The following is a 17,927-nucleotide window of genomic DNA, read 5'->3' as shown; positions in this document are numbered from 1 at the left end:
TCGCCGGCGGCGGGATGCCGTCAGTGTCGTGTCGTGGGCCGAGCGCCCGCTGCGCCCTTCCCGCTGACCGGGACTGGGCCGCTTCTGCGTACGACGCGTGGCCGCAGCGCGGCGGTTGAACGGCCTTTCAGAGCGGAGAGCCACACTCCGGCGCCGTAGGCGAGGTCGTCCAGGCGGCGGGCGGCACCGTAGCTGAGCGGGTCGAGCGGAGCACGATCGCGCCGGTACTCAAGTGCAATGTCGGCCAAAGCGGCGACCGCCGCGGCTCTGCGCACGCGGCGGGAGGCCGTACAGCCGACGGCGGTGAGTGGCCACCAGTGACGGGTCAGCAGTGCGGACGTCTGGGACAGGGCGGCGACGGCTCCATTGGCCGTGAGTCGCGCCGCGAGCCGGTACGGGTGCGTGGTGCCGTCCAGCTTGCGGGCGATGCGCACGGTGACGACACCGAGGACTGCCCCCGCAACCGGTACGGACCAACGGCGTTGGACGAGCAGCGCGGCGGCGAAAGTGATGCTCCACGGGGCGAACACGGCCGGTGCGATGAACTCGGGATGGCGGAGGGCGAGGGGATGTGCGCCGGTTCCGTACACGGCCTTGCGCAGGAGCCAGTCCCCCGGGCGCACCCGATGTTCGTGGGCGGCCCGGACCGCCGGCTCGTAGCGCACCCGCAGCCCGGCGTCGACCAGCCGCCAGCACAGGTCGACGTCCTCCCCCACCCGCATGCTCTCGTCGAACCCCTGGCCCAACGCGTCCACCCGCGCCACCACGCAGGCCGAGGACGCCCAGGAGACCGGCGTGCCGGGACGCACCGCGGCCGGATGCGCGCCGAGGTCGAGTGAAGACCGGGCGTTCTCGTACCGCTCGATCCACGTCGTGGCGCCGGTGGGCAGACCGGTGATGCGGGGTACGGCCATCGCGACCCTGGGGTCGGCGAAGTGCCGGAGCAGGGTGGGGACCGTCTCGGGGTCGAGCACGATGTCGGAGTCGGCGAAGACCACGTACGGCGTGGTGACAAGACGGAGCCCGGCGTTGCGCGCGCCGGCCGGCCCGACATTGGCGGCGAGGGTGATCAGTCGGGCGCCGTGCTCGGCGGTGACCGCCGCGACTGCCGCCGGATCCCGCGAGGCGTCATCGACCACGATGACGGGACGGTCCGCGCCGATGCTGCACAGCAGGCGGTCCAGTTGGCGCGGGCGGTCGCGAACCGGCACCACCACCGTGTACCGGGAGTCGGGGGGCGCCGGGAGCGATGCGGCGACAGGATGGGCCAGGCCGCACTCGAGCAGCCGGTCCGCGAGAAGCGCACCCGCCGCGTCCCGCACAGGAAGCGTGCGGCCGACGAGCAACCGCCGTGCTCGCGGGGTCAGTCGCAGCAGCCGGGTCGGAAACCCGCCGAGAAGAGCGCGGCCGCCGTCGATCACCCGGGTGTGCCGGTCGAGTTCGACCACGAAGCCGACGGGAGGCGTCATGGGTGTCCGGCGTTCGGCTCCGGTGACCGCGATACCGAGGGCGGGCGAGCCGGATCGGCGAGGCGCCCCCTGTCGTCGACGGTCCACGCGGTGATCCGGCGAACCGTGGTGGACACCATCGAGGCCATGGCCCTGCGTCCCTCTTCCGCCGACGCTCCGGCGGGATCTCCGAGTACGCCGGTCCGCGAGACCGCCCGGACACCGCGGACCATCAGATCTGGCAGGAGGACGGCCAGCGGTCGCGTGTCACCGGCGACGGCGGCGTCGAGGCGTACCCGCCCGGGGTCCAGGTGCAGCAGCACGGAGGTCTCCGTGCGGCCGGCGTGCGCGTCGCCGCCCGGCACCTCGCAGCCGGTCCAGGCAGCGTCGTGGTCCTCGGCTCGCAGGAGACCGAGGGCCGTGTCGAGAGCGGCCGTGTTGCCCCCGTGGCCGTTGACGAACACGACGCGGCCCGCCCACAGCGACAGCGAGCGTGCCAGCTCCACGACCACCGCGCGCAGCGCCTCGTGCCCGATCGACATGGTCCCCGGGAAGTCGGCGTGTTCGCCGCTGGCGCCGTACGTCAGCGGCGGGGCGACCAGCGGCCTGCCGTACGGCCCCGGGGGAAGCGCGTCGGCCACCCGCCGCGCGACGCTGCAGGCGACGACGGTGTCGGTGTCGAGCGGCAGGTGCGGGCCGTGCTGCTCGGTGGACCCGACCGGGACCAGGACGAGTGCACCGGGCGGGACGGCCGGCCAGACGGTGTCGGCCAGGGCCGGCCGCGAGGCCTGACCCGTCATGGCCGGGCGGCCGGGGACGGTTCGTCGGCGTGCACCGGACGCGGAGTCGGTACGTCCCCGCCGCCCAGCGTCAGCGCGAAGCCCGGGGGTATCACCAGGTCCTCGGGCCCCAGTTCGTGGACGGAGGAGTGTCCGAGGCCCAGGACGGCGGAGTCGAGTCCGCCACGCAGGATGTCCAGTACGTTCTCGACGCCGGCCTGGCCGTTCGCGGCGAGGCCCCAGAGGGAGGCGCGGCCGATCAGGACGGCCCGGGCGCCGAGGGCCAGCGCCTTCGCCACGTCGCCGCCGCGGCGGATGCCCCCGTCCAGGAGGACCTCGACCTGGCTGCCGACCGCTGTGACGACGGAGGGCAGCACCCGGATGGTGGCCGGGGTGGTGTCCAGGTTGTTCCCCCCGTGGTTGGACACCAACAGGGCCGACACACCGGCGTCGACCGCCCGCTTGGCGTCGTCCACCCGGGTCACCCCCTTCAGAAGGAAGGGTCCGCCCCACTCCGTGCGCAGCCACGCGATGTCGTCCCAGGTAGGGGGCCTGGTTTGCATCCATTCACCGTAGGCGCCGAAGAAGGTGGGAGCCTCACCGCCGGGAGCCCCCAGGTTGGGCACGGTGAGGTCGGGGACGCGGCCGGACCTGGCGTACCTCCACAGCCACCCGGGGCGAGGCAGCACGTCGGGGGCGAACCGGAGCGCGGTCCTGAGGTCCAGCCGCTCCGGGATGACGGGGCTCCCCCAGTCGCGGCCGTGGGAGAAGGACCAGTCGAGGGTGACAATGAGCGCCTTGGCGCCGGCTGCCCTTGCCCGGTCCATGCGCTGCACCATCGTCTCGCGCGTGCCGCTCCAGTACAGCTGGAAGAACAGGTCGGGCTGGGCGTCGGCGACCTCTTCCACCGGCCTGCTCGCGAACGAGCTCAGGCCCATGATGACGCCCCGGCTCGCCGCGGCCCGGGCCAGGGCCACCTCTCCGTCCGGGTCGACGGCCTGGACTCCGGTCGGCGAGATGAGCACGGGGAATCCGGTGGGCACGCCCAGGACGGTGGTGGACAGGTCGCGCTCGGCGTGATGGCCCACGACATGTGGGGCGAAGCCCAGTTCGGCGAAGGCCGAGATGTTGTTCTGGAGTGTGCGACCCCGTTCGGAGCCCGCGACGAGCGCGCCGTAGACCGAGCTCGGCAGCCGCTTCCTGGCCCGCCGCTGTGCTTCCGCGACCGTCTCGAACCAGGGGTTCCTACGCATGCGCCCCGTCCTTTCCCGTCCGTGTGAGGTGCAGCCCGGCCAGCGGGTCCTCGGCGCAGTCGGTCACTGGGGGCCGGTCCAGGTCCGCGCGGCGGGTCAAGACCAGGTCGACGGGGACCGGGCGCACGGACGGGGCGGTCCGGCGGGAGTGGTCCCCGGACGACTGCGGAAGGTGCTCCCTTCCGCCCGGCCGGCGAGCGAGTTGTTCCTCCCCATAGCCCTGCACGCACTCGGGGTCGGGCCCGTCCAGCGGCAGCCCGGTGAAGAACTTGGCGGCCATGCATCCGCCCTTGCAGGTGTCGTAGAAGGTGCAGGAAGCGCAGGCTCCGCCATGCTGCGGGGTCCGTAGCCGCCGGAACAACTCCGAGTCGCGCCACACTCCGGAGAAGCCGCCCGGTTCGCGGACATTGCCGGCGAGGAACTCGTCGTGGATGGCGAACGGGCAGGCGTACACGTCACCGACCGGGTCGATCAGGCAGACGACGCGCCCGGCGCCGCACAGGTTGAGGCCGGGCAGCGCTTGACCGTACGCGGAGAGGTGGAAGAAGGAGTCCCCGGTCAGCACGTTCTCGCCGTGGGCCAACAGCCAGTCGTACAGCACGCGTTGCTGCGCGGCCGTCGGATGCAGGTCGTCCCAGACATCGGCGCCTCGTCCGGAGGGGCGCAGCCGGGTGAGGCGCAGTTGGGCGCCGAAGCGGTCGGCCAGTGCCTCGAAGTCGTCCAGCTGCGAAATGTTGTGCCGGGTGCAGACCACGGAGATCTTGAAGTTCCGCATTCCGGCGGCCGCGAGATTCTCCAGCGCCCGCAGGGCCGTGGAGAACGAACCCGCCCCACGCACCGCGTCGTTGACCTCTGCGGTCGCGCCGTCGAGCGAGATCTGGACGTCCACGTAGTCGTTGCGGGCCAGGCGCGTGGCAGCGTCCGGGGTGATCCGGATGCCGTTGGTGGAGAACTTGACGCCCACGTGGTGCGATGTGGCGTAGTCCAGGAGTTCCCAGAAGTCGGAGCGCACGGTCGGCTCGCCGCCCCCGATGTTGACGTAGAAGACCTGCATGGCCTCCAGTCCGTCGATGACGGTCTTGGCCTCGTCCGTGCTCAGTTCGCGTGGGTCTCGCCGTCCGGAGCTGGACAGGCAGTGGGCGCAGGCCAGATTGCAGGCGTAGGTCAGTTCCCAGGTGAGGCAGATCGGCGCGTCGAGCCCTTGCTCGAACAGATCGACCAGCCGTGGTGTGCCGGGGGCGGTCCCGGCGGCCTGGGGTGCGGTGGTCATGAGGTCCTTCCGGCGAGCGGGGTCCTTGCGACGAGCGGGGTCCTTGCGACGAGCATCGACGAGTCGGCCAGTGCGGCCAGGGCCAGGCCGTACCGCACGAGTTCGGCCTCGTCGACGCCTGCGGCCAGGCAGGCGGCACGGGCCGTCCGCGTGTGGGCGAGTTGTCGGACGGCCGTGAGCAGTCGGCGGTCCTTGAGAAACGTCAGTCTGCGGGTCCCGAAGTGGTAGAGCAGCGCGCCGAAGGGTTCCGGCCGCACCGATACCTGCGGATGGAGATCCCAGGCACGGTCGAGGTCCATTCCTGTCATACGGCGGCGCCTAGTAGACGCCGCACATGCCGTCGATGGAGATCTCCTCCAGGAGATCCTCGGCCTCGATCAGAGGCGCCGAGGCGGCGTCCTGGTCGTCCCCGGACTCGATGGCGGCCACGTCGGACGGTGTGGAGCACTGGTCGTTCATACGGATCTCCCTAGGCATTCCGCGGCACCGCGGTCGCACGCTGCGGACCACTCCCATGGCTCGACGAAGTCGCCTGACGGTAGGCCACCGGGCCGCCTCGCAAAGGGATCGGTCCCGCCCACCGGGACGCGCCGCCGCACGGCAGGGACACCGCGTCTTCAATCACTTGACCATGAATCGGATGAAGCACGGCTACCGCCGGCTGCGCCGCCCGGACGTCGTCGTGGTGGGCGCCGGGGGCAGCGGCGCCGCCCTCGCGGCACGGCTGAGCGAGGACCCCTGCCGGACCGTACTGGTGCTGGAGGCGGGACCAGCACCATGCCGACCGTCGGCGTTCGCACCCGAGTTACTGGACGCGCGACTCGTCCCTGGTGCGCAGTCCGGACACCCGGCCGTCCGACCGTACGCCGTGCACCTCACTCCGACGCGTGCGTACACGGTCGTCCGGGGGCACGGACTCGGCGGCTCGACCACCGTCAACGGCGGCTACTTCGTCCGTGCCCGGCGGCAGGACTTCGACCGCTGGTCGGCGGCGGGCGGCCCGGCCTGGTCGTACGACCGTGTGCTGCCGCTTCTCCGCGCGCTGGAGACCGACCTCGACCACGGCGGCGATACGGTTCTGCACGGCGACCGGGGGCCAGTGCCCGTACGCCGCACGGGACTTCGCCATCCGGCCGCGGTCGCGTTCCGGGCAGCAGCCGACCGCTTGGGTTTTCCCGAGGAACCGGACAAAAACGCCCAGGGCACGCCGGGGTTCGGCCCGGTGCCGTGCAACTCCGTGGACGGAGTGCGCGTCAACGCCGGCATCAGCTATCTCCTGGGCGCGTCCGGACGTCCCAATCTGCTGGTGGAAGGGGACAGTACGGCCCTCAGGGTCGTCGTCGAGCGCGGTCGCGCGACCGGCGTGGTGGTCGAGCGAAACGGGCGACGCGGGATCGTGCGCGGCGGCGAAATCGTGCTCTGTGCGGGTGCGATTCGCTCCCCTCACCTGCTGCATCTGTCGGGAATCGGGCCGCGCCGCGACCTGGAGGCCCTCGGTGTCCGCGTCGTCAGGGATGCCCCCGCCGTCGGAGCCCGGTTCGGCGACCATCCGCAGGTCGTCCTGGAGTGGATGCCGCGGCGGCCCGTACCGGAGCCCTCCGGCTCGTGGCTCGGCGGCGCGCTGCACCTTTCCTCATCGGACGAGGGCCATCCGGGCGACCTGGAGATACTGCAGTCCCTCGTCCCCGTGGCGGGGCTGACGAGCGGGAGGGTGTCCGTTCCCGAGGCACCTCTCGCGTTTCTCGTCTCCGTGCAGACCCCGCGGCTGAGCGGCCGGATGCGTACCCGCTCCGCCGATCCCGCGATGCCTCCGACCATGGACTATGGCTATCTGGCGGCCACGGAGGACCGGCGGCGCATGCGTGAAGCGGTGCGCGCCACCGCCGAGTTGGCCGGCACGACCGATTTCGGAGAGGTCTCCGGCGGACTCCTGGAACCGGTGGCGGAGGTGCTGGACGACGACCGTCTGCTCGACGAATGGGTCCTCGGGCATCTCGGTACGTCCCATCACACGTGCGGCACGGTTCCCATGGGCCCCGCCGACGATCCCCGGGCGGCCGTCGACCCCTATGGAAGGGTGCATGGCGTCGACGGCCTGAGGGTCGCCGACACATCGATTCTCCCGACGGCCCCGTTGCGGGGCCCGGCCGCCACCGCCGTCCTCATCGGCGAACTCGTCGCCGAGGCCATGCGGCGCGGCCTGTCATGAACGGGCTCGCGCAGACGCTACCGGCCGTGGGCCGAGTCTCCCTGTCCGGTCGCGCCCGATGGCCGACTCCGCCCATCTTCGACCCGATCGCAGACCCCCGGATGGATCGATGAACCCTGTACTCAGAGACGCAGGACTGATGCTCCGCGCCGACGGCCGGATGGAGAATCCCGTGCGGAGCGTGGTTCTCGACGACTGGCACGACGCCGACGCAAGGCGGGTCGAGGCCGAAGCTGCCCAGTTGGCCGACTCCTTGCCCCTGACGATCGGTATCGCGACCCTGCAGCCGCCGGACCGGCTGCAACCGCTGCTGCAGGCACTGACACTGACCCTGGCGTCCCCACGTGCCGGTGCCGGGGCACGCGAATTGGTCCCCGTCAACGATCCGTCGGCTTCGTTCGAAGAGCTGGCGCGGCTCGTCTCGCGCCGGCCTCGGTCGAGCGTGGCGCTGGGGCAGTTGCTGCGGCAGACGCCGCGCCTCAGCACCCTTCAAGGCCTGGCGGCCGAGGCCGCGGCATATTCGATGCTCCTCGGCGGAACGGAGTTCGCGTCCTGGCTCGCCGACCGGGGTGTGCCTCGGACTCCTCGGGAGGACGGGACTCCTGTCCGCGTCCGGCGGGAGAACGATCGGCTGTGCGTCCTGCTCGATCGCCCGCACCGGCGGAACGCGTTCAGCTTCCGGATGCGGGAGGAGCTGTTCGCGGCCCTGGAACTCGCCCTGCTCGACGGCACCGTTGAGCAAGTCGAATTGGCCGGTGCCGGGCCGGTGTTCTGCAGCGGCGGCGATCTGGCCGAGTTCGGGACGGCTACGGACCTCGTGGCGGCGTATCTGGTGCGGGTGGACCGGGCGCCCTGGCGGCTGATCGACCGGATGCGGGACCGGGTGACGGTTCGGGTGCGGGGCGCCGCGGTGGGCGCGGGTGCGGAGATGGCCGCCTTCGCGGGACGTCTGGTGTCGTCGCCCGGAGCGTTCTTCCAGCTGCCGGAGATCGCGATGGGCCTGGTGCCCGGCGCCGGAGGCACGGTGAGCGTGCCGCGGCGGATCGGCCGGTGGCGGGCGGCGTGGATGATGCTGAGTGGGGCCCGGATCGACGCCGCAACCGCCCGGCGATGGGGCTTGGTCGACGAGATCGACGACGGCCATGAGCGGTGAGGTGCGACACCGCCCCGCTCTCCTGCGCGGCGTGGAACCGTACCCGCGCACGGATCCGGTCGACTGCCGGATCCGGGGCGGTGTCGTCGCCGAGATGGGCCGTCAGCTGCGGCCTCGGCCGGACGAGTTCGTCGTACGCGGCGACAGGGGGGCGCTGCTGCCCGGTCTTGCCGACCATCATGTTCACCTCGCGGCCATGGCCGCACAGGATGCCTCGCTCGACGTGACTGCCCTCTCCCGGGACGTTCTGGCGTCGTCAGTCGCGCAGGCCGTGGCGGGTGAGGACGGCTGGGTGCGGGCAGTGGGTTACGACGACGTGGTCCACGGCGATCTGGACCGGACCGTCCTTGACGCCTGGAACCGCGTGCTGCCGGTGCGTGTCCAGCACCGGTCCGGAGCGCTGTGGCTGGTGAACTCCCCCGGTCTGGAGCGGCTCGGTGCCCCGGCCGCCGCTCACCACGGCATCGAGCGTGACTCGGCGGGCCGGCCGACCGGGCGGCTGTGGCGCGCCGACCCGTGGCTGCGCAAGGCCCTCGGCGGACGGCCTCCGTCGCTGAGAGCGGTGGGCGCACGGCTGGCCGCCCTCGGTGTCACCCATGTCGCCGACGCGACACCGGAGGAGGGCGCGGGCGTCCTCGTCCCGGAGGCGGTACGGAGAGAGGAACTCCCTCAGCACGTCATGGTGATGGCCTCGGACGCCGAACTGCCGCCCCATCCGCGGCTGGCGGTCGGCCCGCTGAAACTGGTGGTCGCCGACCACGCACTGCCGGACGTCGACGACCTCGCCGGGCGGATGCGGTGGGCACACAGGGACGGCCGCCCCGTCGCCGTGCACTGCGCGACCCGTACGGCCCTGGCACTGACCCTTGCGGCACTCGATCTGGCGGGCGGGCTGGACGGAGACCGGGTGGAGCACTGCGCCGTCTCCGATGCCGGCGCTGCCGAGGAACTGGCCTCCCGACAGATCCGGGTCGTCACGCAGCCGACGCTGATCGCCCTGCGCGGCGACGACTACTGGGGGCGCGTCGATCCCGAGGACCGTCCTGACCTGTGGCGCTACGCCGGCCTGCTGCGTGCCGGGGTTCGCGTGGCCGTGAGCAGCGACGCGCCGTACGGCGATCCCGACCCCTGGGCCTGTATGCGGGCCGCGTCCGAGCGGCTGACGCTGTCCGGGCGAGTGCTCGGGGCCAATGAGCGGGTTCCGATGGAGGTGGCCCTGCGGGGCATGCTTTCGCCCTTGGACGATCCGGGAGGCCCGGTGCGGCGGGTCGCGGTGGGGCGACCGGCCGATCTGGTCCTGCTGGACCGGCCGTTGAGGGAGGCGTTGCGGGCCCCGGACGCCAGCCATGTGCGCGCCACCTTCATCGAGGGTCGGATCGCCTACGGAGCTCGGTACTTGGGCTGAGGATCCGGGCCGTGTCGGCGCCCATCACGGCCGCGGTGCCTTCGGCTACCGGCGCGCGGGGCGGAAGAACCGCCTGTGTCCGGCCGAGCGCCGGGCAGTCCACCACCGTCCCTGCCGCCACTGTCCGTACCGGGTGGGGCCCGTGATCCGCGGGGGGAGCCGCGGCGAACGCCGCCGCCACGTTCCGCATGGAGACGTCGATCAGCCGACCGCCGCCTTGGACCAGGGCACCCATCGCGCCCAGTGCGGCAACGACCCCGGTCAGGGGATCGGCGACCGCGTCTGCGCAGAACACCGGCCGGCCGTCCGCCGACCGGCCAACCAGCCCGCCGGCGACCGCGGCATCGTCGCCGAAGGCCACCCGATCGGGACGACCGCGCCCGTACCCGGTGATGCTCACCCACACCTTGCCCGCCCGATGGTCGAGCCGTTCCGGAGCCAGCCCCAGCTGGGCGAGCGCACGCGGCCGAGACGCCTCGATCACCACATCGGCGGCCCGAAGCAGGTCGGCGAGCACGCCTCGCCCCGCGGGGACAGTGAAGTCGACGGCGACACTCTCGTGCCCGAAGTGCAGCCAGTCATAGAACGGCCGGCTCCCGGCGCGCGCGCCGTCGGGGCGCCGGGTGCTCTCCACCTTGACCACTCTGGCCCCGGCCAGGCCGAGCAAGTGGGCGCACAGGGGGCCGGCCCAGAGCGAGGAGAGGTCCACGACTAGGGCACCTTCCAGCTGTACGCGCCCGGTGGTCGGGGCGATCGTGGACACCTGCCACGGGACGTCCACGAGGGGCGGCTCGGGCGGCAGGGAGGCGGCGGGCACGCCGAACATCCGGACGTGGTCGGTGAATTCGCTCGTCCTGGCACCGCGCACGGCCGTGGTGAGTTCCTGCCAGGGGTCTGTCACGTCGGGTCGGCCCAGCATCGCCGGGACGAGTTCGAGGTCGTCCGGGCGGCTGAGGCTCACCGCGCACCATCCGTCCGAAGCCCTCAGCAACCGGGTCGTGCCACCCACGGAGGTGCGTCCGCGCCGGGTGAGGTTCATGGCGCCGGCCCGGCCGCCGAGGACGAGGGCGGGGTCGACGGGGAGCAGCCGGCCGGCGATGTGCTCCAGTGCGGCCCCCGCCTCCCGCACGAGGGACACCATCGGTCCGGGCGTCAGGACGGGCGGGCCGTCCTCCTCGCCGGTCAGCTCCATGGCCCCTGAGGCCGCCCAGTCCAGGAATGGGCAGCCCGGGGCGGGCGCGGCGGCAGGTGGCAGCGGGGAGCCCCCCAGGGTCCGCAGCCACCGCCGCACGGTCTCGGCGGGACCAGCCTCCGCGAGCGGGGCCGGGGACGGCGATCCTCCGTCCAGGACACGACCGTCACTGCACTGCCGCGCACGGGGCCCGGGGCCGACGACGGCCTCGGGCAGCGAGCGCGGAGGAGCACCCCTGACATCTCTCCGTGTCATTCCCTCTGGCCTCCTGCCACACTTCCCCAGCCCCGAGACCAGAAGAGTGTACGGATAGTCAGTCGTCCGGTGTGACTTCACCCTGCCTCAGTGGGCGAGCCCTGTGTCCGCGGCCGAGCCCTCCTCGGGTTCCGGGCGCCGCCAGAAGACCGCGAGCTGCGCCGCCGCCGCGGTGAGGCCCAGTCCGGCCGCGAGCGCCGCGCGTTGCGGGCCGCTGAGCCTCGCGTCCAGACCGAGGGCCCGGTCCACGCTGAACCGCCCCGGCCCGAGCCCGGCGAGTGCCACGGACGCCGCGCTCACGTGGAGCACGAACTCGTAGCCCTCGTTCACTACGAAGAACCCGTTGGGCAGATGCACAGACCGCGCGGCGACGCCCATCGTGCCGACGATCGCCGAGGCCGCCAGTGGGGTCGCCGCCCCAGCCAGAAGGGCGGCACCGGCTCCGACCTCGACGACCGCACTGGCCGCTGCCTGCAGCCGGGGCCTGCGGAAACCCACGGATCCGAACCATCCCGCCGTACCGTCGAGCGTGCGACCGTGCCGCACGCCGTGCGCGATCATCGTGCCGCCGATCACCGCGCGCAACGCGTACCGCGCCACGTCGACGCCGTCCATCTGTTCCGGTCTCCTTCCGGGCCGGACCCACGCCGACCGTCGCCCGGCGTCATCTTCCCCCGGGCGACTTATAGAGTGTACTGTTTTTGCCGTACTGGGAAGTGGTGCGGTCGGCTATACCTATCGGCTTGCCCATGATTGAGCTGCGGTGTCGATTTCAAGGAGACCGTCACCACGCTCGATGACTACGAGAGGGCCCGGCTGGACATCGTCGTTGTCCCCGAAGCCTGCTCCTTCGACGTCACATGCCGACTCGGCTACCCAGCCGCCCAGCCGCCCACACCGAACGCCTGGAGATCGCCTCCGGAATCCTCCAGAGCTACACCTACGCACCCACCCTGACCGCGATGACGGCCGCCTGCCTGGAAAGATGTGCCAGGCCGGGTCGGGCTTGCGCCAGATCTCCCGGCGCAGCGCGAGCGCGGTGTTCAGCGCGGACAGGGCACCGCGGTTGAGCGCGTACCCGGCAATTACGCGGGCTGGGTGTCCTCAACGACCGCCGGCCAGGGCCGGACGGGCCTGCCGCTGGGAGCGATCACTCACAGGTCGAACTGGGTGTGGTCGGCCTGCCAGATCGGCTGGGGCGCTTCACGGGTTCTGCTGCGCCTGCCACGGTAGTGGGGGGAAGACTAGGCACTGTCTCTCAGATCCGTCCGTGAGATCGTCGTCCTCATGATCGAGGCTTGGGTGATCGATGACGACAGCAGTGTCCCTGCGTCGTCCGAGAGCGTGCTGGAGGCCCTTCGGACAAGGATCGACAGCGGGCAGCTTGAGACGTGGCTGACGAGTTCGTCCGGACGAGCGTTGGCCTTCGTGACGAATACCGAGCGCGCGATGGTGATGCTGCTCGAAGAAGAGGGCGATCCCGGCGAACATGCCGCGGACCCTGAAGCCGAGGGATCAAGCGACGGGTTCCTCCTCTCCAACGGCCAGCATGACGAGTACCCGGACGAGGACACCGTCCCCATCGGTGAGGCGTTCAGGCTCGTAAAACACATCGTCAGCACGGGATCCTGGCCTGCGGACGCGTGCTGGGTGGTCGATCGCTGAGGCTATCGCCGGGCCCAGATAAGGATGGCGGCGAGGTGGAGTGCAGCCTGGTAGGTGATGGCGAGCTTGTCCGTGCGCATGGCCAAACCGCGCCACTGTTTCAGCCGGTTGATGCATCGTTCGACCACGTTGCGCTGCTTGTACGCCTCGGCGTCGAAGGCGGGCGGTCGGCCTCCGACACGGCCTCGCCGGAGACGGTGACCGACCTGGTCGGACGGCTGGGGGATGACAGCGCGGATCCCGCGTCGGCGGAGGTGACTTCGGATCGCGCGGGATGAATACGCGCGGTCCGCCAGGACGGCCACCGGCCGGGTTCTCGGTCTCCCGGGTCCGCTTCGCGGAACACGGATGCTTGCCATAACAGTCTCGAAGGCCGGTGCGTCACCCGCCTGGCCCGCGGTGACGCGGAGGGCCAGCGGCCGAGCACGGCTGTCGCTGGCGAGGTGGACCTTCGTGCTCAGGCCGCCACGGGAGCGTCCGAGCGCGTGGTCGTCGGGTTCGGCCCGGTCTGACGCCCCTTTTTCCTGGCTCCGGCGGCGTGCTGGTGGGCTCGGCAGACGGTCGAGTCCACGGACACGGTCCAGCCGACGTCGTCAGCGTCGTCGGCCGCTGCCAGGACCGCGGCGAGGATCCGTTCCCAGGTGCCGTCCACGGCCCATCTGATCAGCCTTTTGTGAGCGGTCTGGAACGAGCCGAGTTCGTCCGGCAGGTCCCGCCAGGGCGAGCAGGTGCGGTACTTCCACGCGATGGCCTCCAGGGTTCGGCGGTGATCGGCCCACCGCCGGCCGCGGGCTGGATCGGCCGGCATCAGCGGCTCGATCCGGGCCCACATCGCATCAGTGATCACTAACCGGACGGACACATCCGATCAACTGACCAGCCGATCAAAGAGACACGCTCTAGGTGTCGGGGTCGGTGCCGATCAGTTCGAGTGCCATGCCGTAGAGCAGGGCCCGGCCCAGCCGGAAGGCGTGGCCGGCCAGTTGCCCGCCGGGGGTCGTCGAGGTGCGGCCGGGCTCGGGGAGGGGGTGGACGCGGCAGGCTTCCATGGCGGCGAGCAGCGCCCAGCCGCCCTGCGCCTTGTCGTCGGAGGCACCCAGGTTGACCGCCGTCGAGTGCAGGAGCCCGGCGAATTGCCGACACATGCCCCAGTGCCCGGGCAGTTCCCCGGCCACCAGTTCCCGGGCCCGTACCTGGGCTGCCTTCAGGTCGGAATCGGGCGCTGCGAGGCCCGGGCCGCTGGGACGGAGGCGGGACCGCTGGTCCAAGCCGTCGGCCAGCCCCAGCAGGAGGACGGCGGGCAGAGCCGCCGATTGCGCCCTGTTCGCGTCGAGGCCGGGAATCATTGTTTGCGCGATCGCCCCGATGCCCGGCGGCAGGATGCCCGCCGCCGCGAGCAGCCAGCGCGACCCGTCGAGGTGTTCCACCCCCGGATAGAGTCGACAGAGTGTGTCCGTCACGTCATCGCGCAGGAGTTGTGCCATGGCGGCGGCAGCGGAGTACGGGACCCCGAGACCCGCGAACGCTTTTGCCACTGCGTCATCGGTCATGGCACGGCGGTGCCCTGAGAGCCGGAGGGGAAAACCTGGTTCCGGATGCGTGTGGTGGCCGTGGGGCCGTCGTGGGGACGTTGCGACACATGGCCGTGTCGGTCAGGCCAGGTGGACCGCCGCCATCGTCCTGACGGTTCTGCGCTGTGACTGGCGGCTCGACGACCTGGCCGACGGCAACGGGATCGCCAAGATGTGCCCGGCGCATCGAGCACGACTACCGCGAACTCAAACACGGCCTGGGCCTGGACCACTTCGAGGGCCGCACCTGGCGCGGCTGGCACCACCACATCACCCTCGTCACTGCCACACAAGCCTTCCTCACCCTGCGGCGCTACAACCCAAAAGCCCACACGAAAGCCTGACTCTCTACCAAGTTCCTCGACGCTCTGCAGGACCTGCTGCGGTGCTGGGACAGCAGCTGCACCACCTGCGGCCGCCCCCTCACCAGAACCTAACGAAGCGCTACTAGTCGTCCAGGGCGAGGACCCGGTGTGTGGATCGCCGGACAGCGGGCCGGGTGGGAGCGGCTGATGCCTGCGCAGCAGTACCTGCTGGAGACGCTTGGCATCGAACCGCCCGCCGTCACGCTAGCCAGACGCGCGCTGCTGCGGAGCCTGGAACCTTTCAGGTTGCGGATGTGAGGTTCCCCCCGCTGCGCGAGAGTGCTGATGAGCTGGTCAGGACGGATTGACGGGGTTTCAGGTTCTGGGGCGTTGATCTCTGCGTGATGAACTGGTGGGTGACGCACGGCAGTTGTCGCCACCGGCGCAGGAGGCCCTTCGACTGCGGGCGGTGGCCGCATTGGTGGCGGGCCGGGCTCGCGAGGATGTCGCTGAGGTGTTCCAGATCTCGCTCAAGGCCGTGGACGACTGGTGGGCGAAGTGGCTGGCATGCGGGCGCCAAGCGCTCGCAGCTCGGCCGCGTGGACGCCGGGTCGGCGTGCATCAGGTGCTTGACGCGGTCGAGCAGCAGGCGATCCAGCAGGCCGTACTGGATCACCGTCCCTGTGACCTGGGGCTGGCGGGCAGCTGTGGACGCGGGCCGGAGTGGGGGACCTGATCGCGAGGCTGTACCGGGTGTGGTCGACCGAGCAGGGCGTGGGCAAGTACCTGCCCCGGTGGGGCCCGTCCTTCCAGCGCCCGGACAAGCGGCGGCTTCTCGTGGTCCCAGCGGTAGCGGCAGTCGAGCTCAACAAGATCGCGGCTGTAAACCAGAGGCAGTCTCGACCGCAGCCTTACCCGTATTCCGGTGTGCGCTGCGGCCGTTCATCGTGGGGCAAACGACCGGCACACTCAGCGACCGGGCCGGGCTACTGTGCCAGTCGTACGGGGCTGACACCGGCCATGGCGGTCGCGCATGACCTCACCCGCAGGGCGACCCTCGCCTGATGCGGCGTCAACTTGAGACGGTGCACGACTGACAAAGTTCCCTGCACGGACGACACGGTCCGAAGCCCACGACGACCCTAAGATCCACGGGCGAGACCTCACTCTTGAGGTAGCAGTGAAACTCCTTCAATCGACACGTGGAGTAGCAGTGCTCACCAAAGACGGACCATGTCCGTGCACCCACCGCGCAACCAGCGGTCAGTGTGGAAGAAGACCGAGGTCCCCTTGACGGAGTCTCTATCCATGGAGACCCGTCGACCCGCATTTCCGGCAGCCCGGACAAGGATCTGCCGCCCGCCCGAGCCGTACAGAAACCCGGTGCCGGAGGCTAAGGGCCCGCGATCAGGCGGCGCGTACGGTGCGGCCTGCCAACCATGTGGCGGCGGCATCCGCGACACGACGCCCCAGCGCCTCGGCGGTGGCGATGTCGCTGTCCGTCACTCCCTCGGCCCCCTGATCCGCGTTGGACTGAGCGGCGGCTCCCAGGAAGAAGCCCAGCCTGTTGAGATCGTTCTCGCTCCCCTGGGACGAGTTCCAGCCACCCGGCAGGCCGAGCGCGATCCAGTGCATACCGTGCTGCGACGCCAGCGTCGCGAAGTACTGGAGGGTCGACTGCTTGTCGCCGGCCTTGGAAGCCGAGTTGGTGAATCCGGCCGCCAGCTTGTCCTTCCAGACCTGCCCGAACCAACGCTCGGAGCTGGCCTCCGCGAAACCGTGGAAAGCGGTGGCAGCGGTTCCCATGTAGGTGGGGGAACCGAAAACGATCGCGTCCGAGGCGTCCAGCTGCCTCCACTGGGCGTCGGTGATCTCACCGACGGCGATCAGGTGCACGACGGCGCCGGCCTCCTTGGCGCCACGCTGGACAGCCTCGGCGATGACGGCGGTGTGGCCGAAGCCGGAGTGATAGGCGATGGACACAACAGGCGAAGTCACAGGTACCTCCTACGCTTGAAAATGAAAGCTTCTAAATTCAACTTATTGGCGTCCTCGCAGGTGACCCAGGTACGGGGCGGACTGGACATGGTTAAAATCCGACACTGGGCAGGCTGGCTGCTCTGGTTACGCTGGCATCGGCCAGATTCCTTGCGTGATGGTGGCTACTGGTGACAGTGAGAAAACGACAGAGCAGACCGCGCGAGATCGCGGACATCGGCTTCGCGCCCGCCGTCGGCACACCTGCCGGTATCGAAGTCATCTCCCTGGCCGACCTGCGGGAACGGGCCGCTGTCCGCATGGGCGAAGAAGGGCTGCAGGCACCGCAGCGACCCGCGTTCCACCACCTGATCACCCTCTCCAGCGGCTCGTTGTGGCACACGGTGGACTTCACCGGCTACGCCGTCGAGCCGGGCTCCTGGCTCTGGGTCCGGCCCGGTCAGGTACAGCAGTGGGGTGATCTGGACGACGCCGAGGGCACCCTGGTCCTCTTCGAGGGCGACTTCCTGGATCCGGCCACCGTTGCCGCGTCGCGGATGGACGATCCGTACGCCGCCCCGCTCCAGGTTCCCGGTCCCGGGGACCGTCAGGCGCTGGAGATGGCCGTGGACCATCTGGCACTGGAGTTCCAGGCGTTGCGCGGCATCTCCCTGGAGGCGCACGTGGCGGTGTTGCGCCATCTGCTGGCGGTCCTCGTGCTGCGCCTTTCGCAGCGCACCGCGCCCGTCGGCAGCCCGGCACCGGATCGAGGGGAGACATTCCTCCACTTCCGTGACGCGGTCGAACGCGACTTCACCCGCACCCGCCGCCTGGAGGACTACGCCCGAACTCTGGGCTACTCACCCCGCACCCTCTCCAGGGCCACTCTGGCCGGGGCCGGAGTGGGGGCGAAGGAGTTCATCGACCGGCGGGTCGTCCTGGAAGCCAAGCGCCTCCTGGCGCACGGCAATCAATCGGCCGCCCGCGTCGCGGCGCAACTGGGCTTCACCAGCGCGACCAACTTCAGCAAGTTCTTCCACCAGCGCACCGGCCAGTCGCCGATCGCCTTCCGCGCGGCCGTCCGCGGCCGCTCTTCGCAGGACGGAGGGAGCGAAGCGCCCGACACCGGGCGACCTGGGCCGTGAGCGCCGCTCCCGCGGGCGGCGCCACGAGGCAGAGACCCACACAGGTGCCGCCCGCCGACGGGCCGGTTCGCATCACAGCAGCAGGGTGACGCCGAAGACCGCCGCGCAGGACACGGCCTCGGCGCTGAACAACACAACGCAGCGTCCGCCCAGACGAGGTCGGGCCAGGCCGCGGCGTAGGCGATCCGCCGCCGGTCCCCGCGCGAGGCCAGCCCGGCCATGGCCGACTGCGCAACCAGCGGGCTGGGGCGATGCACACCGGAACTCGGCGGCCGGAGAAGACGCCGGTCAGCCACAGGC

Annotated in this window: 18 protein-coding genes and 1 pseudogene; 8 read left to right on the top strand and 11 right to left on the bottom strand. The window is 71.0% G+C overall.

Annotated elements, in window-relative coordinates:
• Positions 1–20: 20 nt before the first annotated feature.
• From mftF to mftA, 6 genes are read right to left on the bottom strand one after another with little or no spacing between them, the layout of a single operon-like run.
• Positions 21–1,469: a mycofactocin biosynthesis glycosyltransferase MftF gene (gene mftF, locus ACFWXQ_RS24060; protein ID WP_386269076.1), complete on the bottom strand. Its 1,449-nt coding sequence runs from the start codon at positions 1,467–1,469 to the stop codon at positions 21–23.
• Positions 1,466–2,248, bottom strand: a complete 783-nt coding sequence (gene mftE / locus ACFWXQ_RS24055) for a mycofactocin biosynthesis peptidyl-dipeptidase MftE (RefSeq protein ID WP_383954668.1) — start codon at positions 2,246–2,248, stop codon at positions 1,466–1,468. The genes mftF and mftE overlap by 4 nt, the downstream gene beginning before the upstream one ends.
• Positions 2,245–3,480 carry a pre-mycofactocin synthase MftD gene (gene mftD, locus ACFWXQ_RS24050; RefSeq protein ID WP_383954670.1) on the bottom strand — a complete coding sequence of 412 codons (1,236 nt, stop codon included), beginning with the start codon at positions 3,478–3,480 and terminating at the stop codon, positions 2,245–2,247. The genes mftE and mftD overlap by 4 nt, the downstream gene beginning before the upstream one ends.
• The gene (mftC, locus tag ACFWXQ_RS24045) at positions 3,473–4,750 is read right to left on the bottom strand and encodes a mycofactocin radical SAM maturase (protein WP_383954672.1); all 1,278 of its coding nucleotides are present in this window, start codon (positions 4,748–4,750) and stop codon (positions 3,473–3,475) included. Before mftC ends, mftD begins: the two co-directional genes overlap by 8 nt.
• Positions 4,747–5,058: a mycofactocin biosynthesis chaperone MftB gene (mftB, locus tag ACFWXQ_RS24040; protein ID WP_383954673.1), complete on the bottom strand. Its 312-nt coding sequence runs from the start codon at positions 5,056–5,058 to the stop codon at positions 4,747–4,749. Before mftB ends, mftC begins: the two co-directional genes overlap by 4 nt.
• Before the next feature lie 10 nt (positions 5,059–5,068).
• Positions 5,069–5,209, bottom strand: a complete 141-nt coding sequence (mftA, locus tag ACFWXQ_RS24035) for a mycofactocin precursor MftA (RefSeq protein WP_383954675.1) — start codon at positions 5,207–5,209, stop codon at positions 5,069–5,071.
• A gap of 172 nt (positions 5,210–5,381) precedes the next feature.
• Between mftA and mftG the strand changes: the two genes are divergently transcribed.
• From mftG to ACFWXQ_RS24020, 3 genes are all read left to right on the top strand, one after another.
• On the top strand, positions 5,382–6,959 hold the full coding sequence (mftG, locus tag ACFWXQ_RS24030; protein ID WP_383954677.1) for a mycofactocin system GMC family oxidoreductase MftG: 1,578 nt from the start codon (positions 5,382–5,384) through the stop codon (positions 6,957–6,959).
• 109 nt (positions 6,960–7,068) lie between these two features.
• Positions 7,069–8,112, top strand: coding sequence for an enoyl-CoA hydratase/isomerase family protein (locus ACFWXQ_RS24025; protein WP_383954679.1), 1,044 nt, complete (start codon positions 7,069–7,071; stop codon positions 8,110–8,112).
• A 31-nt stretch (positions 8,113–8,143) separates the two neighbouring features.
• Positions 8,144–9,517: an amidohydrolase family protein gene (locus ACFWXQ_RS24020; protein ID WP_386269072.1), complete on the top strand. Its 1,374-nt coding sequence runs from the start codon at positions 8,144–8,146 to the stop codon at positions 9,515–9,517.
• On the opposite strand, the gene ACFWXQ_RS24015 is transcribed toward ACFWXQ_RS24020, so the two are convergent.
• Together ACFWXQ_RS24015 and ACFWXQ_RS24010 are read right to left on the bottom strand one after the other, a co-directional pair.
• Positions 9,474–10,964 carry a CoA transferase gene (locus ACFWXQ_RS24015; RefSeq protein WP_386269070.1) on the bottom strand — a complete coding sequence of 497 codons (1,491 nt, stop codon included), beginning with the start codon at positions 10,962–10,964 and terminating at the stop codon, positions 9,474–9,476. The genes ACFWXQ_RS24020 and ACFWXQ_RS24015 overlap by 44 nt on opposite strands.
• An 87-nt stretch (positions 10,965–11,051) precedes the next feature.
• Positions 11,052–11,579, bottom strand: coding sequence for a DoxX family protein (locus ACFWXQ_RS24010; RefSeq protein ID WP_383955191.1), 528 nt, complete (start codon positions 11,577–11,579; stop codon positions 11,052–11,054).
• Between the two features lie 672 nt (positions 11,580–12,251).
• Here ACFWXQ_RS24010 and ACFWXQ_RS24005 point away from each other — a divergent pair.
• Positions 12,252–12,629 carry a hypothetical protein gene (locus tag ACFWXQ_RS24005; protein ID WP_383955193.1) on the top strand — a complete coding sequence of 126 codons (378 nt, stop codon included), beginning with the start codon at positions 12,252–12,254 and terminating at the stop codon, positions 12,627–12,629.
• Between the two features lie 2 nt (positions 12,630–12,631).
• On the opposite strand, the gene ACFWXQ_RS24000 is transcribed toward ACFWXQ_RS24005, so the two are convergent.
• Positions 12,632–13,461 (bottom strand): IS5 family transposase gene (locus ACFWXQ_RS24000; RefSeq protein WP_386269191.1). Its coding sequence is split into 2 segments (ribosomal slippage): positions 12,632–13,149 and positions 13,149–13,461, totalling 831 coding nucleotides; the frame shifts between segments, so codons are not numbered across the junction.
• Between the two features lie 67 nt (positions 13,462–13,528).
• Positions 13,529–14,179 carry a hypothetical protein gene (locus tag ACFWXQ_RS23995; RefSeq protein ID WP_383955196.1) on the bottom strand — a complete coding sequence of 217 codons (651 nt, stop codon included), beginning with the start codon at positions 14,177–14,179 and terminating at the stop codon, positions 13,529–13,531.
• A gap of 203 nt (positions 14,180–14,382) precedes the next feature.
• Between ACFWXQ_RS23995 and ACFWXQ_RS23990 the strand changes: the two are divergent.
• The 3 genes and pseudogenes from ACFWXQ_RS23990 to ACFWXQ_RS23980 all read left to right on the top strand — a co-directional run.
• Positions 14,383–14,544: pseudogene (locus ACFWXQ_RS23990) on the top strand (IS701 family transposase); the annotation flags it as partial.
• A 430-nt stretch (positions 14,545–14,974) separates the two neighbouring features.
• Entirely contained in the window at positions 14,975–15,241 is a 267-nt protein-coding gene (locus ACFWXQ_RS23985; protein WP_383955199.1) for a helix-turn-helix domain-containing protein, read from the top strand.
• Positions 15,229–15,570, top strand: coding sequence for a hypothetical protein (locus tag ACFWXQ_RS23980; protein WP_386269065.1), 342 nt, complete (start codon positions 15,229–15,231; stop codon positions 15,568–15,570). The genes ACFWXQ_RS23985 and ACFWXQ_RS23980 overlap by 13 nt, the downstream gene beginning before the upstream one ends.
• A 342-nt stretch (positions 15,571–15,912) precedes the next feature.
• Here the strand turns inward: ACFWXQ_RS23980 and ACFWXQ_RS23975 are convergent, their stop codons facing one another.
• Positions 15,913–16,503, bottom strand: a complete 591-nt coding sequence (locus tag ACFWXQ_RS23975; protein WP_383955202.1) for a flavodoxin family protein — start codon at positions 16,501–16,503, stop codon at positions 15,913–15,915.
• Between the two features lie 170 nt (positions 16,504–16,673).
• Between ACFWXQ_RS23975 and ACFWXQ_RS23970 the strand changes: the two genes are divergently transcribed.
• Positions 16,674–17,627: a helix-turn-helix domain-containing protein gene (locus ACFWXQ_RS23970; RefSeq protein WP_383955205.1), complete on the top strand. Its 954-nt coding sequence runs from the start codon at positions 16,674–16,676 to the stop codon at positions 17,625–17,627.
• Positions 17,628–17,927: the final 300 nt, after the last annotated feature.

This window comes from Streptomyces sp. NPDC058697 (assembly GCF_042715345.1).
GTDB classification, from domain to species: Bacteria; Actinomycetota; Actinomycetes; order Streptomycetales; family Streptomycetaceae; genus Streptomyces; species Streptomyces liliifuscus.
This window is presented reverse-complemented; position numbering and strand designations above follow the sequence as displayed.

Excerpts from the sequence above, each read along its gene's own strand:
- mftF (WP_386269076.1), bottom strand. The coding sequence starts at position 1,469 with ATGACGCCTCCCGTCGGCTTCGTGGTCGAACTCGACCGGCACACCCGG.
- mftE (WP_383954668.1), bottom strand. The coding sequence starts at position 2,248 with ATGACGGGTCAGGCCTCGCGGCCGGCCCTGGCCGACACCGTCTGGCCG.
- mftD (WP_383954670.1), bottom strand. The coding sequence starts at position 3,480 with ATGCGTAGGAACCCCTGGTTCGAGACGGTCGCGGAAGCACAGCGGCGG.
- mftC (WP_383954672.1), bottom strand. The coding sequence starts at position 4,750 with ATGACCACCGCACCCCAGGCCGCCGGGACCGCCCCCGGCACACCACGG.
- mftB (WP_383954673.1), bottom strand. The coding sequence starts at position 5,058 with ATGACAGGAATGGACCTCGACCGTGCCTGGGATCTCCATCCGCAGGTA.
- mftA (WP_383954675.1), bottom strand. The coding sequence starts at position 5,209 with ATGAACGACCAGTGCTCCACACCGTCCGACGTGGCCGCCATCGAGTCC.
- mftG (WP_383954677.1), top strand. The coding sequence starts at position 5,382 with ATGAATCGGATGAAGCACGGCTACCGCCGGCTGCGCCGCCCGGACGTC.
- ACFWXQ_RS24025 (WP_383954679.1), top strand. The coding sequence starts at position 7,069 with ATGAACCCTGTACTCAGAGACGCAGGACTGATGCTCCGCGCCGACGGC.
- ACFWXQ_RS24015 (WP_386269070.1), bottom strand. The coding sequence starts at position 10,964 with ATGACACGGAGAGATGTCAGGGGTGCTCCTCCGCGCTCGCTGCCCGAG.
- ACFWXQ_RS24010 (WP_383955191.1), bottom strand. The coding sequence starts at position 11,579 with ATGGACGGCGTCGACGTGGCGCGGTACGCGTTGCGCGCGGTGATCGGC.
- ACFWXQ_RS24005 (WP_383955193.1), top strand. The coding sequence starts at position 12,252 with ATGATCGAGGCTTGGGTGATCGATGACGACAGCAGTGTCCCTGCGTCG.
- ACFWXQ_RS23995 (WP_383955196.1), bottom strand. The coding sequence starts at position 14,179 with ATGACCGATGACGCAGTGGCAAAAGCGTTCGCGGGTCTCGGGGTCCCG.